This window comes from Bacillus sp. AFS018417 (assembly GCF_002560985.1).
GTDB lineage: Bacteria > Bacillota > Bacilli > Bacillales > Bacillaceae_G > Bacillus_A > Bacillus_A rhizoplanae.
This window is the reverse complement of sequence record NZ_NTTM01000025.1, coordinates 26,545-46,578: the sequence shown is the minus strand read 5'-3', so window position 1 is coordinate 46,578 and position 20,034 is coordinate 26,545. Positions and strand designations below refer to the sequence as shown.

Below are 20,034 nucleotides of genomic sequence, written 5' to 3'. Positions count from 1 at the left end.
TTTTTACATAGGGATTTCTTTTTGTTTAGTGAGTTGTGTGTGATTTATATTTTTCCGTGCTAATCGTTTTTCAAGAAGATGAACGAAGTACGTAAATAAAAGAACGAGCGCCAAGTAATAGATGCTGACGACAATATATGTTTCAAGTTGCTGAAAGTTTGCAGCAGCTTCAGAAAGCCCGGATCCCCATAGTTCAGACATTCCTACATAGGCAACGAGAGAAGAATCTTTTAAGCCGATAATGAACTGATTGCCAAGTGGCGGAATAGATAAACGAAATGCTTGAGGCAAAATAATACGTCGCATTGCTAATGGATATGTCATTCCTAAAGAGCGGGCTGCTTCGAGTTGGCCGCGGTCCACAGACTGAATGGATCCTCTGAAAATTTCGGTAATATAGGCACCGTTATGAATAGCAAGGGCAATAGCGCCAGCCCAAAAAGGTGATAATACAATAACAGATGTAATTCCAAAATAGAGAATCATAATTTGTACAACTAACGGTATACCACGAATAATAGCAATGTATACATGCGCAATTCCATTTAAGAGTTTACTATTTGAAATACGAAAAAAAGCAAATAACAATCCAATTAGGCATCCAAGTAATAAGGAAGTTATTGTTAATTGTAGTGTCAGAACAATTGCTTTTAGGAACGTTGGATATGTAGATATGAAAATATCGATCATTAGTATCACCTCTATTATGAGTTGATTTTAATTTTTACGAATATGATAGCAATGCCCCAATGAAAGGTGCGGGGCACTACTTATGCACAAAAAATCTATTCTGCTTTTTCACTTAGAATGTTACGACCAAACCACTTTTTACTGATTTTTTCATACGTACCATCTTGAATGATTTCATCTAATGCTTTATTTAATTTGTTCATTAATTCTTTATCATCTTTGCGAACAGCAATGGCCATTTCATCAAGAGATAATGGTTTACCAGCATCTTTTATATTTGATTTTCCTTCTTTCATCATACGAAGACCTACCATTTGATCTGTGACAACAGCATCAATTCGTCCTGGTTCTAAATCCATAAGAGCGGTAATGTCACTATCGTATTCTGTAATTTGATCTGTCTGCTTGGCAACAAGTGTTTTGAATGTACTTGCTTTTACGACACCTACTTTTTTCCCCTTTAAATCTTCAGCAGAGGAGATTGATGTGTTATTTTTTGTAACGAAAATTTGTGCCCCAGAGCGATAATATGGATTTGTAAAATTAACTGCTTTGAGACGATCTTCTGTAATGGCCATACTTCCTAGAATTACATCATATTTTTTTGCTTGCAGACCTTGTATGAGTGTTTCCCAAGGATTTGTTACAGGAACAGCCTTCATATTCATTTTTTTAGCAAGTGCCTCACCAATTTCGACGTCAAAGCCGACAAGCTTGCCGTTTTCTTTATAGTTAAACGGCTTATATAAACCACTCATTGCATAGCGAAATTCTTGCTTTCCATCTGCGGATATAGTGCTACTTTCTTTACTACAGGCACTTAATATTAAAGAAGCACATAATGCAATCGCTGCTATTACTTTAAGCATATGTCGTTTCATAAAGACTCCTCCAATGTTTATATAATGTTTCGTAAAAATTGCTGTGCGCGTTTATTTGACGGAGCGGTAAAAAACTGTTCTGGAGGTGCATCCTCTACGATTTGTCCGTCATCCATAAAAATGATCCGATCAGCTACATCACGGGCAAATCCCATTTCATGCGTGACGATAATCATCGTCATACCTTCTTTTGCGAGGTCTTTCATAACTTGTAGTACTTCTCCGACGAGTTCAGGATCGAGAGCTGAGGTAGGTTCGTCAAATAGCATAATTTTCGGATTCATTGCGAGTGCTCTTGCAATAGCAACTCGTTGTTTTTGGCCACCTGATAAAAGATCGGGTGTTACGTTAGCCTTATCTTGCAATCCGACTTTTCCTAGCAGTTCGTAGGCAATGCTTGTTGCTTTTGTTTTGTCTAACTTCTTGACGTGAATAGGAGCTTCAATGATGTTTTCTAGTGAGGTCATATGAGGAAATAAATTAAAATGTTGAAAAACCATGCCGACATCTTCTCGAACTTTGTTTAGATTTGTACGTTTTGGATGGATTTGTTCACCCTGTATCGAAATTTCTCCATCATCATACAGCTCTAAGAAATTTAAGCAACGCAGTAATGTACTTTTCCCTGAACCGCTTGCACCAATTAAGACGACAACTTCTTTTTCTTGCACGTGTAAATTGACGTTTTTGAGCACGCTTAAAGAACCAAAAGATTTTGTCAGATTTTGAACTTGTATCATGCATCCCCCTCCAATGAAATTCGGGTGTATAAAAATACCTTGTTCTTGGTAATTAGTCATAAATTGTCATATTCCTTTATTTTCCGTTAAAAATTTAAAGGGATTATAACTGGTCGTATATTACACAGTTTCATTGAGAGAAATAAGTATTTGTTTCAAAATTTAATTATTTATTTCAAAAATCGATATATCTATTTATGATAAAAAGTATAGATAACAACATATAGAAGGAAGAGCGATGTATCGTTCTTCATTTTTATTTTTTTGTAAGCGGTGGAATGCTTTGAGGAAAACGAAAGACATTATGATGGTCATATCTTGCTTACAGAAGTGCAATGTTATTGTAATGTAACTCGATAGTGATTGCGCTTTTTGTTTGATAGAATGAAATTAGGCCGGAAGGCCATCAAAAAAGAACAGGTTACTGCTGTAGTTAAAGAAAACGAAAACTATAAAAATATTTTTTTGAAATAAAGTTGAATAGAAAAGTTAAAAGGAGATTAATTGATATGAAAAAAATAGTAGGGCTTGGATTAGCAGCAGCGATTTCAATGGGAGCCAATATAATTGGCTCTCTTTTTTATAAATTATAGAAAAAATTGTTATAAAAAGTAAAAATATGAACGTTTCCGCAACATTTATCTTTGTCTCTTTCAGAAGAAAATTATAGCAAGATATAATAAAGCTATAATATTAGAAGGAGTGTCTTTCATGAAAAAAGAGAAAAGACAACAACTAATTAAACAATTGGTGAGAGAGAATGAAATAGATACACAAGAAAAATTGGTAGAGTTGTTAGAGCACCGTGATGTATTTGTTACACAAGCAACTATTTCTCGAGATATTCATGAATTAAATTTAGTAAAGGTAGCCTCTTCAAAAGGGCTGGTAATATATAAGATTTTTACAGAAGAGAACCAGCGAGCAGATATACAGCTAAAGAAAAAAATAAGAGAGGTTGTTGTAAAAATCGATTATGTAGAACAACTGATTATTATAAAAACTCTGCCTGGAAATGCTCATGTTATCGGTGTTTTATTTGATTCTTTAGACTGGAAAGAAAAAATAGGATGTATATGTGGGAATGATACATGTCTTGTAATTTCTCGATCAAAAGCAGATAGGGAGATTCTAAAAGGTAGATTGAATTTGATTATGTAAATGAGAAGGCTGTTTCTAATGCAAATTAGAACAGTCTTTTTTATTTTTATAAAGTGAAACAGTGAAATTTTAATTAATGGAGCGGTTCTTGTTATTAATTATGAGTTCTCATCAATCGGGATTTTCCTAATTTAATGTTTGCTGAATTTTGAGGTAGAACAATTACTTTCCGCTAATACGAGATAAAAACTTTTAACATAAAATAGGACGCTATTATACATTTAATATACATAATATAAAGCTAGTTATTTAATTATGAGATGAAGTATCTTATAAAAATACGATTAGCTATACTTTTTACAAAATAATTTGTGAAATATTTCACCTAGTATTGTTAGCGTTTTCACAAAGCGATATATGCATTCTGTTTATTATGTAATTGTAAGACATCAAGTGAATTTAAAAGGAGGTACAACAAATGAAGCATCCGATACATGTTACTTCAGAAATTGGAGAATTAGAAACCGTTTTACTAAAACGCCCTGGTAAAGAAATTGAAAATTTAACACCAGAATATTTACAGCAATTATTATTTGACGATATTCCATATTTACCAATTATTCAAAAAGAGCATGACTATTTTGCACAAACACTGCGAAATCGGGGGATTGAGGTTCTTTATCTAGAGAAACTAGCAGCTGAAGCATTAGTTAATAAAGAGCTTCGAGAAGAATTTGTTGATCGTATTTTAAAAGAAGGGCAAGCAGATGTAAATATTGCACACCAAACTTTAAAAGAGTATTTACTTTCCTTTTCAAATGAAGATTTGATTCAAAAAATTATGGGTGGCGTGCGTAAAAGTGAAATTGAAACGAATAAAAAGGCGCATCTTTATGAACTAATGGAAGAGCATTATCCATTTTATTTAGATCCAATGCCAAATTTATATTTTACACGTGATCCAGCAGCGACAATAGGTGAAGGCTTAACAATTAATAGAATGAGAGAGCCAGCACGGAGACGGGAATCTTTATTTATGGAATATATTATTAAATACCATCCGCGCTTTGCAAGTCACAATGTACCGGTTTGGTTAGATCGTGATTATAAGTTTCCGATTGAAGGTGGCGATGAGCTTATTTTAAATGAGGAAACAATTGCAATTGGAGTATCTGCTAGGTCTTCAGCTAAGGCCATTGAACGCTTAGCAAAAAATTTATTTAGTCGTCAAAATAAAATTAAGAAAGTGCTGGCAATAGAGATTCCAAAATGTCGTGCGTTTATGCATTTAGATACAGTATTTACAATGGTTGATTATGATAAATTTACAATCCATCCAGCCATTCAAGGTCCAAAGGGGAATATGAATATTTATATTTTGGAAAAAGGATCGGATAAAGAGACTCTCAAAATTACATACCGCACATCTTTAACTGAGGCTTTAAAAGAAGCGTTAGGTTTGAGTGAATTGGTTCTTATTCCTTGCGGAGGAGGAGATGTGATTGCTTCTGCTCGTGAACAATGGAACGATGGATCTAATACATTAGCAATTGCACCGGGAGTAGTTGTTACATATGATCGCAACTATGTCTCAAATGCTTTATTACGTGAGCATGGTATAGAGGTTGTTGAAGTATTAAGCTCGGAATTGTCTCGCGGCCGTGGGGGTCCACGTTGTATGAGTATGCCAATTGTTCGAAAAGATATTTAGCATAAATACTGGAGAAAGTAGGGATGAATGATGTTAATGACAAAACCAAACTTAAAAGGAAGAAGCCTTCTTGCAGAAAAAGATTTTACAGAAGAAGAGTTGTTATATCTTCTTGATTTAGCAGCAGACTTAAAAGAGAAAAAGAAACATGGTATCCCACATCATTATTTAGAAGGCAAAAATGTTGCCCTTTTATTTGAAAAAACTTCAACTCGTACACGTTGTGCATTTACGGTAGCATGTACGGATTTAGGTGCAAATCCTGAGTACCTAGGTAAAAATGATATTCAGCTTGGGAAAAAAGAATCTGTTGAAGATACAGCGAGAGTTTTAGGACGTATGTTTGATGGTATTGAATTTCGTGGATTTGCACATGCAACAGTGGAATCTTTAGCAAAAAATTCAGGTGTACCAGTATGGAATGGCTTAACAGACATGTGGCATCCGACACAAACACTTGCGGATTTGTTAACAATAAAAGAGCATATCGGAAAATTAAAAGATATTAAGCTGGTCTATGTTGGAGACGGCCGTAACAATGTAGCGAATAGCTTATTAGTTGGCGGCTCTATTGTAGGAATGGAAGTACATATTTGTACCCCAGAATCATTATTTCCAGCACAGGAAGTCATTGATATCGCTAAAAAATATAGTGATCGGGTAATGGTAACGAGCAACGTGGAAGAAGCTGTTGCAGGTGCAGATGTTATCTATACAGATGTATGGGTATCTATGGGAGAAGAAGATAAATTTGCTGAACGTATTGAACTTCTTAAACCATATCAAGTAAATATGAAAATGATTGAAAAGACCGGGAATGAAAATATGATTTTCTTACATTGTTTACCTGCGTTTCATGACGCGGAAACAATGTATGGAGAGGAAATATATGAAAAATACGGCATAAAAGAAATGGAAGTAAGTGATGAAGTATTCCGCAGTAAGCATTCAAAGGTATTTGATCAAGCGGAAAATAGAATGCACACAATTAAAGCGGTTATGGCAGCTACTTTAGGAGATATGGAATAAAGAAGGGGGAGATTCCTCCTTCTCTATCCCATTATTGATGAGAGCTTTCCATCAGTGGAGGATGAAAAAATCCCCCACTGATGGAAGTTTCAATTTATCTTCCTTTATATACAATCATTCACTACTGTTGTTTATTCCTATCTGATAAAAGAGAGGTGAGTGTAATGGGTGAAGAAAAGAAATTAGGACTGTTTACTTTGACCGCTCTTGTTGTAGGTTCCATGATCGGAGGCGGAGCATTTAACCTAGCAAGTGATATGGCAAAGGGTGCAGGTGCAGGTGCTATTATTATTGGTTGGATTATAACAGGTATCGGAATGGTTTCTCTTGGATTAGCGTTCCAAAACTTAACAATTAAAAGGCCGGATTTAGATGGAGGAATTTTTAGTTATGCAAAAGCTGGATTCGGTAGCTTTATGGGCTTTAATAGTGCCTGGGGATATTGGTTATCCGCTTGGCTCGGAAATGTGGCTTACGGTACGTTATTATTTGCTTCACTAGGTTACTTTTTTCCAGTTTTTGAAGGTGGGCAGAATGTAGCATCAATTATTGGAGCAAGTATATTGCTTTGGTGTGTTCATATGTTGATTTTACGCGGTGTACAATCAGCAGCACTTGTAAATTTAGTAACAACGATTGCAAAGTTAGTACCTGTCTTTGTATTTATTGTTGTAGGGATATTTGCTTTTCATATTGATATTTTCTTAGATGGATTTTGGGGACAAAGTGCTACTTTTTCCTGGGCGGCTGTAGGAAGTCAAGTTAAGAGTACAATGCTTGTAACTCTTTGGGTATTTATTGGAGTAGAAGGAGCTGTGGTCTTATCGAGCCGTGCAAAAAATCGAAGTGATGTCGGGAAAGCAACTGTTATTGGATTAATAGGGACTCTCATTATTTACATTCTCTTGACACTATTATCCTTAGGAATTATGAAGCAGGCAGATATTGCAAATTTGAAAAATCCAGCGATGGCATATGTATTTGAAAGTGTTGTTGGGAAATGGGGAGCTATTTTTATTAATTTAGGTTTAATTATTTCTGTATTAGGTGCTTGGTTAGGGTGGACGTTACTAGCATCTGAAATTCCTTATTTGGCTGCTAAAGACGGTGTATTTCCAAAATGGTTTGCGAAGGAAAATAAAAATAAAGCTCCTGTTAATTCATTATGGTTAACAAATGGTCTAATTCAAGTTTTCTTGTTGACATTTGTTGTTTCAGATCAAGCTTATCATTTTGCATTTTCTCTCGCTTCCTCTGCAATTTTAATTCCTTATGCTTTTTCAGCATTCTATCAATTTAAGTATAGTTTGCAGTCTGAAGAGAACGATCGAACAAAAAATATCGTAATTGGTTTAGTTGCGAGTATGTATGCGATTTGGTTAGTTTATGCAGCGGGTTTAGATTATTTATTGCTGACTATGATACTGTATGCACCAGGAATTTTTATCTTTTACAAAGTTCAAAAGCAAACAAATCCAAAACAAATATTTACTCGTGTCGAGCTTGTCTCCTCGATAGTCATTGGAGCTTTAGCACTGTTTGCAATTTATCAATTGGCTACAGGTAGTATTACTCTTTAAAAACTCTTTTGAAAAGGAATTGGAGGGTTGAAAGATGAAAAGAAAAAAAATCGTTGTTGCATTGGGAGGAAACGCAATACAATCTGGGGATGCTACTGCACAAGCACAACAGGAAGCTTTGGAAAGAACGGCAGAACAATTAGTTAAAATTATGGAAAATAATGTAGATGTTGTCATTGCACATGGGAATGGTCCGCAAGTAGGTAACATCTTATTGCAGCAAAAAGCAGCGGAAACGGAAAAAACACCTGCAATGCCATTAGATACTTGCGGTGCAATGAGTCAAGGGATGATTGGATATTGGATGGAAAATGCAATTGAAAAGGCTTTGAAAAAGCGCAATATAGAAAAAGATGTAGTAACGGTTATAACTCGTGTTGTGGTGGATGAAAAGGATGAGGCGTTCAAAAATCCAACAAAACCAATTGGTCCCTTTTATACGGAAGAAGAAGCACGAAAATTAATGGAGACAACAAAAGCTACATTTAAAGAAGATTCCGGGCGTGGATGGCGGCGAGTTGTACCATCACCAAAACCAGTGAGTATTCATGAACATAAAGTAATCAATGCGTTAGTGGAGGACGGGGATATTGTCATTGCTGTTGGAGGAGGCGGAATTCCAGTTATAGATTCGGACGATGGATTAAAAGGAACTGAGGCTGTTATAGATAAAGATTTTGCAGCTCAAAAATTAGCTGAATTAGTAGATGCTGATATTCTTGTTATTTTAACTGCTGTTGATCATGTATATATAAACTTTAATAAACCAAATCAAAAGAAATTAGAGAATGTTACAGTTGACGAACTAGAACAATATATACAAGATAACCAATTTGCAGCAGGCAGCATGCTTCCAAAAATTCAAGCAGCAATTCATTTTGTTAATACAAATCCAAAACGAAAAACGATTATTACTTCATTAGAAAAAGTATATGAAGCATTAGAAGAGAATGCTGGTACCATCATTTCTAAGTAAGATCTATAAATATTTGTACATAAAAAGAANNTTCTTTTTATGTACAAATATAGAGGAAGTTCATAAAGTATTCATTCATAAAGGGAAAATTCAGTGTTTTATTATGATAGAATAATTTTGAAGGCGCTTTCTTTACGTTGCTTTATAATTTATCCCGCTATTCGTGGGAACCCTCACCTCAAGATTCAAAGAGAAGCGAAAAAATAGGTGGACGATGAAGAATCCCCAACTGATAGAAGTTTCACTTTATAGAAAGAGAGAGAACGTTTCATGCAAAGACGAAATATAGTTGAAGACTTAAAGCAATTTGAACTATTTGCTGATCTATCAGATAAGAAATTAAAAAGCCTAGCAGAGCTTGTCTATTGGCGAACCTACAAAAAAGGGCAATTTTTATTTTTAGAAGGTGATTCAAGAGAAAGAATATATCTTATGCTAGATGGATTTGTAAAATTGGAGCGAGTCAATCAAAGCGGAAATTTATTATATGAAGATTACATAAAGCGTTTCTCTATCTTTCCTTGCAGTGGAATGTTTACAGATAAGTCATATAATTATACAGCTATAGCAATGACAGATGTTGATGTGTACTATATCCCCACTTCTATTTTTGAGGACATGGTGAAATCAGATCGAAAACAGCTCATGTATATTGTTCAGGAGTTATCTTCTATATTGAAGGTAAATGAAAGACGTATCCAAAATATCACAATTCCAAATGCGCAAGATCGTGTCATTCAAACATTATGTTATTTGATGAATGATTTAGGAGAACAAGAGGGAGAAGAAATTATAATTTCATGCCCTCTTACAACGATTGAAATTTCTAAAATATCTGGGACATCACGTGAAACGGTTAGTGGGGTGTTAAAGCAACTAAAAAATGATTGTATTGTCACGGTCCTAGATAAAAAAATTACAATACATGATCCCATTTATTTTGAAGAAATCTCTGTGTAAAAACAAAGTAATAGATGATAGGGAAGTACAAGATTAATATTACAATATATAAAAAATGAATTATTATGCTAACTTTCCTTTTCAGATTTTATATTATTAAAGTTCTTTATATATTTATAAAGGGCTTTTTTATGTTATCAAATATAAAAAATTTGTATATTACTGTACTAACAAACTGAATCTCGTGTAGAGGAGTTCGTAAATCACTAGTAAAAGTTTCACTTTGTTCAAGACTAATCATACATATAGGTTAACGATGAAATATTTTTTAAAATCGGATGTTTTAATAAGAATGTAAAAAATTATCGTTACAAATTCTTTATATTTTGTTATGATAGTGTTACGAAAACGTTTGCATTAATTTGTGCAAAAGGAGAGAAGGAATTATGAATAAAACGTGGTGGAAAGAAGCGGTAGCTTATCAAATTTATCCGCGCAGCTTTATGGATTCAAATGGCGATGGTATTGGGGATCTGCAAGGCATTATTTCAAAATTAGATTATTTAAAAGAACTGGGTATTGATGTGATTTGGATTTGCCCAATGTACAAATCGCCAAATGACGATAATGGTTACGACATTAGTGATTATCAAGCTATTATGGATGAATTCGGTACAATGGCTGATTTTGATCAGTTATTAGACGAGGTTCATAAGCGTGGAATGCGGCTCATTATAGATTTAGTTATTAATCATACAAGTGATGAACATCCGTGGTTTATTGAATCGCGTTCTTCTAAAGATAATCCGAAACGTGATTGGTATATTTGGCATGACGGAAAAAATGGGAAAGAGCCAAATAACTGGGAAAGTATTTTTAACGGCTCTGCTTGGGAATATGATGAAGCAACAGATCAATATTATTTACACCTGTTTTCACGTAAGCAACCAGATTTAAACTGGGAAAATGAAGAGGTGCGTGCGGCGTTATATGATACTGTCAATTGGTGGCTTGATAAAGGAATTGACGGCTTCCGTGTTGATGCGATTAGTCATATTAAAAAAGAAGAAGGGTTTAAAGACATGCCAAATCCAAAAGGACTAAAGTATGTACCTTCTTTTGATAAACATATGAATGTTGATGGCATTCAGCCGCTTTTAGAAGAGTTAAAAACGAAAACGTTTTCAAATTATGATATTATGACTGTTGGCGAAGCAAATGGTGTGAAAATTGAAGATGCTGAGCTTTGGGTTGGAGAAGAACAAGGAAAGTTTAATATGGTATTCCAATTTGAGCATTTAAGCTTATGGGATGCAGAAAAGAAAAAAGAGCTTGATGTTGCAGGGCTTAAAAAAGTTTTAACGAAGTGGCAAAAAGGTTTGGAAAATAAAGGATGGAATGCACTGTATATTGAAAATCATGATAAACCTCGTATTGTTTCTACTTGGGGGGATGATAAACAGTATTGGCGCGAAAGTGCAACAGCTTTAGGTGCAATGTATTTCTTTATGCATGGTACGCCGTTTATTTACCAAGGCCAAGAAATTGGAATGACAAATGTCCAGTTCCCACATATTGAAGATTATGATGATGTAGCAATTAAGAATTTATATCGTCAAAAGATTGAAGAGGGTATACCTCACCAAGAAATTATGGAGATTATTTGGGCATCTTGTCGTGATAATTCACGGACACCGATGCAATGGAATAGTGTAGAAAATGCCGGTTTTACAACAAGCACGCCTTGGTTTGGAATGAATCCAAATTATAAAGAAATTAATGTAGAGGTGCAGCAAGCAGATTCAAATTCCATTTTAAATTTCTATAAAAAGATGATTGTTTTGAAGAAAGAGCATGAAGTGTTTACTTATGGAACGTACGATTTACTTTTAGAAGATGACCCACAAATTTATGCGTATACGCGTACGTTAAATAATAAAAAAGTTATTGTAATTAGCAATTTATCAAAGAGTGAAGCTGTATATGATGAGGCTGCATTCAATCTAGAATGCAAACGTTTGCTCTTAAATAACTACGAAGTAGAAGAACATGATGTAGTTACAACCATAACTTTAAAGCCTTATGAAACAAGGGTGTATTATATTTCTTAATGAAGAAAAGATGCTCATACAGCATCTTTTCTCATAAAAATTTGTATTTTCTATAAAATTGTTATTGTAATATGAAAACGTTTTTATTAAAATTAATTTATGAAAACGATTGCGTAAAAAATGTTTTCGTAAGGGGATAAGCAATTATTATTTATACATGAGGGATTGTAATTTAGAAAAAGGAGGAACAAAGAAATGAAGAAGCTTGCGTCTTTTGATTTTTGGCAAAAGTTTGGGAAAGCTTTGATAGTAGTAGTTGCAGTTATGCCGGCTGCTGGTTTAATGATTTCCATTGGTAAGCTAATCGGTATGTCTGCGGGTGATATAGCTGTAGTACAAACGATTGCTAGAGTTATGGAAGATATCGGTTGGGGAATTATTGGAAACTTAAATATTTTATTCGCTGTAGCAATTGGGGGATCTTGGGCAAAGGATCGTGCCGGCGGTGCATTCGCAGCCTTGATAGCATTCATATTAACAAACCGAATTACAGGAGCAATTTTTGGTGTAAACGCTGTAATGTTAGCGGATTCAAAAGCGAAAGTTTCTTCCTTTTTAGCGGGAAATTTACTTGTTAAAGATTATTTTACTTCTGTTCTTGGTGCACCGGCACTTAACATGGGAGTATTCGTAGGTATTATTTCAGGTTTTTTAGGAGCTACTCTATACAATAAATATTATAACTATAATAAATTACCACAAGCATTAGCGTTCTTTAATGGAAAACGCTTTGTACCATTCGTAGTAATTGTTGGTTCTACAATCACTGCTATTATTTTATCGTTAGTATGGCCGTTCATTCAAAGCGGATTAAATGAATTTGGGCGTTGGATTGCAGCTTCAAAGGATAGCGCGCCAGTTGTGGCACCATTTGTATATGGAACACTAGAACGTTTATTATTACCATTTGGATTGCATCATATGTTAACGATTCCAATGAACTATACAGAGCTTGGCGGCACGTACACAATATTAACAGGTACCAAGGCAGGACAAGTAGTAGCTGGTCAAGACCCATTATGGCTCGCATGGATTACAGACTTAAATAACTTATTAGCTAATGGTGATACGAAAGCATATCATGATTTATTAAATAATGTGGTTCCAGCACGTTTTAAAGTAGGACAAGTTATCGGCTCCACAGCATCGTTAATCGGTATCGCATTTGCGATGTACCGCAACGTAGACAAAGAAAAACGTCATAAATATAAACCAATGTTCTTATCTGCAGCATTAGCTGTATTCTTAACAGGTGTAACAGAGCCAATTGAGTTTATGTTCATGTTCATCGCACCAGTATTATATGTTGTGTATGCAATTACAACAGGTTTGGCATTCGCATTAGCAGATGTAATTCACCTACGTATTCATGCGTTTGGTTTTATTGAGTTATTAACTCGTACACCAATGATTATAAAGGCAGGATTAATAGGAGATCTTATCAACTTTGTTGTTGTATCGGTTATATTCTTTGGCTTAAACTTTACAATCTTCAACTTCTTAATTAAAAAGTTTAACATACCAACACCAGGACGTGCGGGTAACTACATTGATAATGAAGATGGGGCTGAAGAAGTAGCGGCAAATGTAAAAGAAGGTTCATTAGCAACAGCGGTTATTGAGTTATTAGGCGGAAGAGGGAACATTGCGGATGTAGATGCTTGTATGACACGTTTACGTGTAACAGTAAAAGATTTAGATATTGTTGCACCAGAAGCAAAGTGGAAGAAAAACGGGGCACTTGGGTTAATTGTAAAAGATAAAGGGGTACAAGCTGTTTACGGTCCAAAAGCTGACGTATTAAAATCAGACATTCAAGACATTTTAGGTGCATAACCAATGAAATTATTAACTTTAAATTGTCATTCATGGCAAGAAGAAAAGCAACTTGCAAAGATTCATTATTTAGCAAAAACAATTCAAGAAAATGACTATGACGTTATTGCGCTGCAAGAGGTAAGTCAGTCGATTACAGCAAGAAATGTATGCGGTAACATGAAAGAAGATAATTTTGTACGCTTATTACAAGCGGAGTTAGAAGAGCTAGGAGCCGCAAAATATGATGTTGTATGGGACTTTGCTCATATTGGGTATGAAGTGTATGAAGAAGGCTTGGCAATTTTGACAAAGCATTCCATTACAAAGAGCGATTCGTTTTTCATATCAGACAGTACAGATACAACATACTGGAAAACACGAAAAATTGTAAGTGCAACAGTTTCCTATAACAATCAGCCGGTGACAATTTATTCTTGTCATCTTGGCTGGTGGCTTGATGAAGAAGAGCCGTTTAAGAAACAAGTAGCTCATTTATTGAGTTATGTAGATAATAATGAGTTGTCGTTCTTAATGGGTGACTTCAACAACAATGCACGCATACAGAATGAGGGGTATGACTATCTCGTGAAAAATGGTCTATACGACACGTATGAATTAGCAGGAAGAAAAGACGAAGGAACAACTGTGCAAGGAAAGATTGCTGGTTGGGATGAGAACAAGAAAGATTTACGCATCGATCTCATTTTAAGTAATCAGCCTGTGCAAGTTGTTTCTTCCCAAGTGATTTTTAATGATGTGAACCGAAATGTAATATCGGATCATTTTGGTGTTGAAGTTCAAATTAATATGTAATAAGAAAGGCAACCGCCGTGTAAAATACGGATTGGTTGCTTTTTTATTACATTTCATACATAATCTCTATTATTGAACATAAAACTAAATTGGTCATTTAGTGTAGATATCGACATGTATTCATTATATAATGACGTATACAGTTTATCCCGCTATTCGCGGGCAGTAAAGGATGGAGAAGAGCTGGGAAGAAAACTGCCTGTAAACATCAGTGGGGAATGAAGAAAACCCCCACTGATGGAAGTCTCACTTTATTAGAAAAGTATGGATTATTTTCATTTAAAATTCTGTGTAAACAGTGATATAATGGCAAAATGTATGTATGAATTTGGGAAAAAGAAAAAACATATGATTAGGTGATTAAAAATATGAGACAAATATGGCGTATTTATACGACAGACATACGGAATGTGGCAAAACATTGGGCTGCAATTGTTATAATATTGGGGCTTACCATTTTACCATCGCTATATGCGTGGTTTAATATTAAAGCCTCGTGGGATCCTTATGGAAATACGAAAGATGTTCCTATTGCAGTATCTAATGAAGACAAGGGTACAAATTTACGCGGGAAAGATATTAATATAGGGAAAGAGGTTGTTGATTCTTTAAAAAAGGACAAAAACCTTGGTTGGAAGTTCGTTGATGAGAAGCAAGCCATAGATGGTGTAAAGCATGGTGATTATTACGCGAGTATTACCATCCCAAAAGATTTCTCCGAAAAAATTGCAACGGTATTAAGTGATAATCCGCAAAAACCAGAGCTTCAATATTATGTGAATGAAAAAGTTAATGCTATTGCACCAAAGATTACGTCATCAGGTGCATCAGGTGTTGTACAGGAAATAGGTAAAAACTTCGTAAAAACAGCAAACGGTGAGATTTTTAAAATTTTTAATGAACTTGGGATTGATTTAGAAACGAATTTGCCAAGTATTGAAAAAGTAACAGAACTTGTTTTTAAATTAGAAGCGCAGTTCCCGGAGATTAACAATTTAGTTGATACAGCATTAACGGATGCTGATACAGCACAAAAACTTGTGAAAACAGCACAAGCCACATTGCCGACGGTTGAGAATGTCATTCGAGATGGACAAGAAATGACGAAGGATTTAGATGCCTTTTTTGCACAGAATACGAAAACGTTAGAAGCTGCACCAGAAGCAATAAAAAACAATCTAACATTTCTAAAACAGTCTGCAGATGGTGCTGTACAAATTACAGAGTTCTTGAAAAATCCAGCAGGGAATTTAGATTTAGGAAATATTAATGAACAAACATTAACCGAAACATCGAAAACTGTAAAAAGCTTTTTAGCATCTACTCGACAAGTATTAGTATCTACACAACAAATAGCAGATGCTCTAAAACAAAATAATGTCAGTGATCCTGAAAAGACAAAACAAGATCTTCAAATCATTAAAAATCAAATTGATTTTAGAAGTAAACAAGTGGATTCAATCATTTCGTTATTACAAACTCTTAATGAAACATTTAATACAACAATCTTCAATGATAATATTGACCGACTGAAAGGTTTAAAAACGGTATTAGATAATACAAGTAAGAAGATTGATAATATAATTAAGGCTATAGATCAAGGGCAACAGCCATCACAAGATGCGATTAATGCACTAGATCAAGCGGCTAAAGATGGAATTGCTATTATCGACAGTATTTTAGGAGCATGGCCTGATTTGGATCAATTAAAACAACCAGGCGTAAATTTAGACCCAGCGAAAAACGGATTGAATTCTTTAAAAGCAAGTTTAACAACTGGGATCCAATTGATAGATGGGATTATTCCTGTATTAAATGATGTAGATAAAATTGCTGGAGATTTAAATAAAACAACAAATATACCAAATACAATTAATCAATTGAACAAAGTAAAAGGCGATTTCCAAAAAGGAATCAACGGGGCAAATTTAGCATTAGATGCAATGAATAAAGGTCAGAAACCTGCAAAGGATGTAGTTGATGGTATAAATGCTGCATCTAAAAGTGCTTCAGCGGCATTAGGTGACATTTTAGGAAAGTATGATTCCGAAATTGTTCCAAGTTTCAACGATGCTATTGAACGTACGAAACAAATGTCAAAAGATACATCAAAAATCTTAAGTGAAGCAAATAAAAGTCTTCCTGATGTGAAAAAAGTATTAGAAGATGCATCGAAAGGTTTAACTCTTGGCAAAGATGAAGTTGAAAAGATAAAAGCTGAACTTCCTGATGCACAGAAGAAAATTACAGACATTGCTAATAAAATTCGCGATTTTAAATCACAAGAAGATTTAAATGACATCATTCGCTTGTTAAAACATGACGTAGAAAAACAAAGTGATTTCTTCGCAAACCCAGTAAACTTAAAAGAGAACAAATTATACCCAATACCGAACTACGGTTCAGCGATGTCGCCGTTTTATACAGTGTTAGCGTTATGGGTAGGGGCATTACTTATGGTTTCATTGTTAACGGTAGAAGTACATGAGGAAGATGCGGAGTATAGAAGTTATCACATTTACTTTGGTCGTTTTTTAACGTTCTTAACGGTTGGCCTTGCACAGGCGTTTATCGTAGCAATGGGCGATATGTTCTTGCTCGGTACTTATGTAGTAGATAAATTCTGGTTTGTTCTATTTAGTATGTTGATTAGTGGGGTATTCGTCTGTATTGTTTACTCGCTCGTTTCTGTATTTGGAAACGTCGGGAAGTCATTTGCGGTCATTTTACTCGTACTACAAGTTGCCGGTTCAGGTGGAACATTCCCAATTCAGATGACGCCGAAATTCTTCCAAGCTCTTTATCCGTTTTTACCGTTTACGTATGCGATTAGCCTGATTCGCGAGACAGTTGGCGGTATGCTGTGGGATATTGTATGGAAAGATCTTCTCGCATTGTGTATATGGGTCGTTGTTATGCTTGTTATGGCGCTGTTCTTGAAAAAGCCAATTAATAAGTCGAGCAGTAAGTTTGTAGAAAATGCAAAAGGAAGTAAGTTAATTCACTAATAGAAAAAGGTTCCTGCCAGTTATGGTGGGAACCTTTTGTTTATTACAAAGCTACATATAGACAAGGTACCATGTAAAGTTTGATAAAGGGGCTATTCATAAAGATATTTAATCTTTATGAATAGCCCCTTAAGTATGGGTTTAATCAAATTTCAACCCTTTTAATGCTTCTGCGAACGCATTATTTAAAGGTTCTTCTTGTTTTTGTTGTTGTTTTAAGTATTTTTGTACAGAGCGTTTATCCATTTTTCCATGAGATTCTTTCTTACGACGTTCTTGGAATGAAGAAAGCTTTTCACGATAGCCGCATTTACATGCGAAGATTTGACCTTCTCCTTCACCTCGAAGTTCTAGTTTTTTCTTACACTGAGGGCAGCGTGCGTTTGTAGTGCGAGATACATTTTTTCGATGGCCGCATTCACGATCTTGACACACAAGCATTTTACCTTTTTTGCCGTTTACTTCTAGCATCGGTTTACCACAGTCTGGGCACGTTTTTGTTGAAATGTTATCGTGCTTATATTTTTTATCGCTCGATTTAATTTCGGAAACAATTTCTTTTGTGTAGTTTTTCATTTCTGAAATGAATACATCTTTTTTCAATTTACCCTTCGCAATTGCCTCAAGTTTTTGCTCCCATTCAGCAGTTAGTGCAGGGGATTTTAATTCTTCTGGCACTAAATCAAGTAACTGACGGCCTTTTGATGTAATGTGAATGTCTTTGCCGCGCTTTTCGATTAAGAACGAATTGAATAATTTATCAATAATATCCGCGCGTGTAGCAACAGTACCTAGTCCACCAGTTGATTTTAACGTGTCTGCAAGTTGTTTATTTTGCGTGCCCATGTACTTTGTGGGATTTTCCATTGCTGAAAGTAATGTTGCTTCATTAAAACGTGCAGGTGGCTTTGTTTGACCTGATGTTTGTGCAATTAGTTTTACGTTTAATGTATCGCCTTTTTCAATGCGAGGTAAGATTTGTTCTTTTAAATCATCTACTGTCTCGTCATCTTCAAAGCGATGTTCGTATACTTCTTTCCAACCAGAATTGAGAATTGTTTTGCCGCGTGCGACGAAGTTTTCATCACTAATTTTTGCGCGTAACGTTAGTTGTTCGTATTCGAAAGCTGGGAATAAAACTGCTAAGAAACGTTTTACAACTAAATCATAAATTTTGCGTTCTTTATCTGAGAAGGCGGAGAAGTTTACATAACTTTCTGTTGGAATGATCGCATGGTGATCACTTACTTTACTATCATCAACAAACGATTTAGAAGCTTTTATTGGTTTATTTAAGACCTTATTAGCTAAAGAACGATATTCTCCTACTCCACACGCTTTCAAACGTTCTGGAAGTGTTCCTACAATGTCGGATGAGATATAGCGTGAATCTGTACGAGGGTACGTTAATACTTTGTGCTGCTCATATAATTTTTGCATAATATTTAACGTTTCTTTTGCAGAATAACCAAAGATTTTATTTGCATCACGTTGTAGTTCTGTTAAATCATAAAGACCAGGAGAAAACGATTTTTTAGGCTTTTTCTCAATTTCCACGACAGTGGCATTTTGTTTGCCTAGTTTTTTCACAATTGCATCGATTTTTTCTTTATCGAAGCTACGGCTATTGCCTTTCGCATCTTGCCAAGTCAGTTTTAACTTGTCTGCTGTTTGGGCTTCGATACCGTAGTACGTTTGCGCTTTGAAGTTTTTGATTTCGTCTTCACGCCCTGCAATGATTGCCACAGTAGGTGTTTGGACACGACCGCAATTTAGTTGCGCATTGAATCGTGTCGTTAATGCGCGTGTTGCGTTAAGACCGATATACCAGTCGGCTTCAGAACGTGCGACAGCTGAAGCGTATAAATTGTCATATGCTTTACCAGGCTTCAAATTTGCAAAGCCATCTTTAATTGCTTTATCGGTAACAGATGAAATCCATAGACGTTTAATAGGTTTATTCATTTTAACTTTATCAATAATCCAGCGAGCGACTAATTCTCCTTCTCTTCCTGCATCTGTAGCCACGATGATTTCATTTACATCATTTCTAGTCAGTTGACTTTTAACAGCATTAAACTGTTTGCCGGTCTGCTTAATCACTGTTAATTTTAAGCGTTCAGGTAGCATTGGAAGATCTTCTAGATTCCATTTTTTATATTTCACATCATAGCTTTCTGGATCTGCTAATGTAACGAGATGCCCTAAAGCCCAAGTAACGATATATTTATTGCCTTCAATATAACCATTTCCTTTTTTATCACACTTCAATACACGCGCAATATCACGTGCAACAGAAGGTTTTTCAGCAATTACAACACTTTTTGCCATATTTAAAACATCCTTTCGAATTTCCGTAAGTTAACTATAGCATACATCTCTTTTGGATTCAGTTATTCCGAAGATTCGCATCCATTGTTATTAATTACATACTCTACATCTTTGATTGGTTAAGAGGGGAGGCGAGTTTTTATAACAAAATGTAACTTGTGATTTTGATAGAATAAGAGTAGACTCTGAATTAGATGAATAAGAAAACACATGGGAGTTTGCGGATGCAAACTGAGAGTACGGCTAATCTGTCGTTGACCATTTGAACCTGTTGGATAATGCCAGCGTAGGGAGAGTGTAAAAACGCATATTAAGACACTTTGCATACGCAAAGTGTCTTTTTTA

General features: G+C 35.1%; 14 protein-coding genes, 1 pseudogene and 1 riboswitch. Of the genes and pseudogenes, 10 read left to right on the top strand and 5 right to left on the bottom strand.

The window, feature by feature from the left end:
* Window positions 1-3: 3 nt before the first annotated feature.
* The 4 genes and pseudogenes from CN326_RS11370 to CN326_RS25410 all read right to left on the bottom strand — a co-directional run.
* On the bottom strand, window positions 4-690 hold the full coding sequence (locus tag CN326_RS11370; RefSeq protein ID WP_098309140.1) for an amino acid ABC transporter permease: 687 nt from the start codon (window positions 688-690) through the stop codon (window positions 4-6).
* Window positions 691-785: 95 nt separating this feature from the next.
* On the bottom strand, window positions 786-1,571 hold the full coding sequence (locus CN326_RS11365; protein ID WP_098309139.1) for an ABC transporter substrate-binding protein: 786 nt from the start codon (window positions 1,569-1,571) through the stop codon (window positions 786-788).
* A 17-nt stretch (window positions 1,572-1,588) separates the two neighbouring features.
* Window positions 1,589-2,311 (bottom strand): amino acid ABC transporter ATP-binding protein, encoded by a 723-nt coding sequence (locus CN326_RS11360; protein ID WP_098309138.1) that lies wholly within the window; start codon window positions 2,309-2,311, stop codon window positions 1,589-1,591.
* A 256-nt stretch (window positions 2,312-2,567) separates the two neighbouring features.
* Window positions 2,568-2,633: pseudogene (locus tag CN326_RS25410) on the bottom strand (BBE domain-containing protein); the annotation flags it as partial.
* Between the two features lie 389 nt (window positions 2,634-3,022).
* Here CN326_RS25410 and argR point away from each other — a divergent pair.
* The 10 genes from argR (at window position 3,023) to CN326_RS11310 (ending at window position 17,358) form a co-directional block, all read left to right on the top strand.
* Window positions 3,023-3,472 carry an arginine repressor gene (argR, locus tag CN326_RS11355; protein WP_098309137.1) on the top strand — a complete coding sequence of 150 codons (450 nt, stop codon included), beginning with the start codon at window positions 3,023-3,025 and terminating at the stop codon, window positions 3,470-3,472.
* 418 nt (window positions 3,473-3,890) lie between these two features.
* Window positions 3,891-5,123 carry an arginine deiminase gene (arcA, locus tag CN326_RS11350; RefSeq protein WP_098309136.1) on the top strand — a complete coding sequence of 411 codons (1,233 nt, stop codon included), beginning with the start codon at window positions 3,891-3,893 and terminating at the stop codon, window positions 5,121-5,123.
* A gap of 30 nt (window positions 5,124-5,153) precedes the next feature.
* Complete coding sequence (argF, locus tag CN326_RS11345) at window positions 5,154-6,152, top strand: ornithine carbamoyltransferase (RefSeq protein ID WP_098309212.1); 999 nt, start codon at window positions 5,154-5,156, stop codon at window positions 6,150-6,152.
* Between the two features lie 164 nt (window positions 6,153-6,316).
* Window positions 6,317-7,732 carry an arginine-ornithine antiporter gene (arcD, locus tag CN326_RS11340; protein WP_098309135.1) on the top strand — a complete coding sequence of 472 codons (1,416 nt, stop codon included), beginning with the start codon at window positions 6,317-6,319 and terminating at the stop codon, window positions 7,730-7,732.
* Window positions 7,733-7,766: 34 nt separating this feature from the next.
* Window positions 7,767-8,708, top strand: coding sequence for a carbamate kinase (gene arcC, locus CN326_RS11335; RefSeq protein ID WP_098309134.1), 942 nt, complete (start codon window positions 7,767-7,769; stop codon window positions 8,706-8,708).
* Window positions 8,709-8,978: 270 nt separating this feature from the next.
* On the top strand, window positions 8,979-9,668 hold the full coding sequence (locus CN326_RS11330; protein WP_098309133.1) for a Crp/Fnr family transcriptional regulator: 690 nt from the start codon (window positions 8,979-8,981) through the stop codon (window positions 9,666-9,668).
* A 386-nt stretch (window positions 9,669-10,054) separates the two neighbouring features.
* Window positions 10,055-11,719 (top strand): glycoside hydrolase family 13 protein, encoded by a 1,665-nt coding sequence (locus CN326_RS11325; RefSeq protein ID WP_098309132.1) that lies wholly within the window; start codon window positions 10,055-10,057, stop codon window positions 11,717-11,719.
* Window positions 11,720-11,914: 195 nt separating this feature from the next.
* Window positions 11,915-13,555 carry a PTS transporter subunit IIBC gene (locus CN326_RS11320; protein ID WP_098309131.1) on the top strand — a complete coding sequence of 547 codons (1,641 nt, stop codon included), beginning with the start codon at window positions 11,915-11,917 and terminating at the stop codon, window positions 13,553-13,555.
* A 3-nt stretch (window positions 13,556-13,558) separates the two neighbouring features.
* Window positions 13,559-14,350, top strand: coding sequence for an endonuclease/exonuclease/phosphatase family protein (locus CN326_RS11315; RefSeq protein ID WP_098309130.1), 792 nt, complete (start codon window positions 13,559-13,561; stop codon window positions 14,348-14,350).
* 368 nt (window positions 14,351-14,718) lie between these two features.
* A complete protein-coding gene (locus CN326_RS11310; RefSeq protein WP_098309129.1) occupies window positions 14,719-17,358 on the top strand; it encodes a YhgE/Pip domain-containing protein in 2,640 nt (879 codons plus the stop codon).
* A 141-nt stretch (window positions 17,359-17,499) separates the two neighbouring features.
* On the opposite strand, the gene CN326_RS11305 is transcribed toward CN326_RS11310, so the two are convergent.
* Window positions 17,500-19,689, bottom strand: coding sequence for a DNA topoisomerase III (locus tag CN326_RS11305; RefSeq protein ID WP_098309128.1), 2,190 nt, complete (start codon window positions 19,687-19,689; stop codon window positions 17,500-17,502).
* A gap of 200 nt (window positions 19,690-19,889) precedes the next feature.
* A riboswitch (TPP riboswitch) is annotated at window positions 19,890-19,999 on the top strand.
* Window positions 20,000-20,034: the final 35 nt, after the last annotated feature.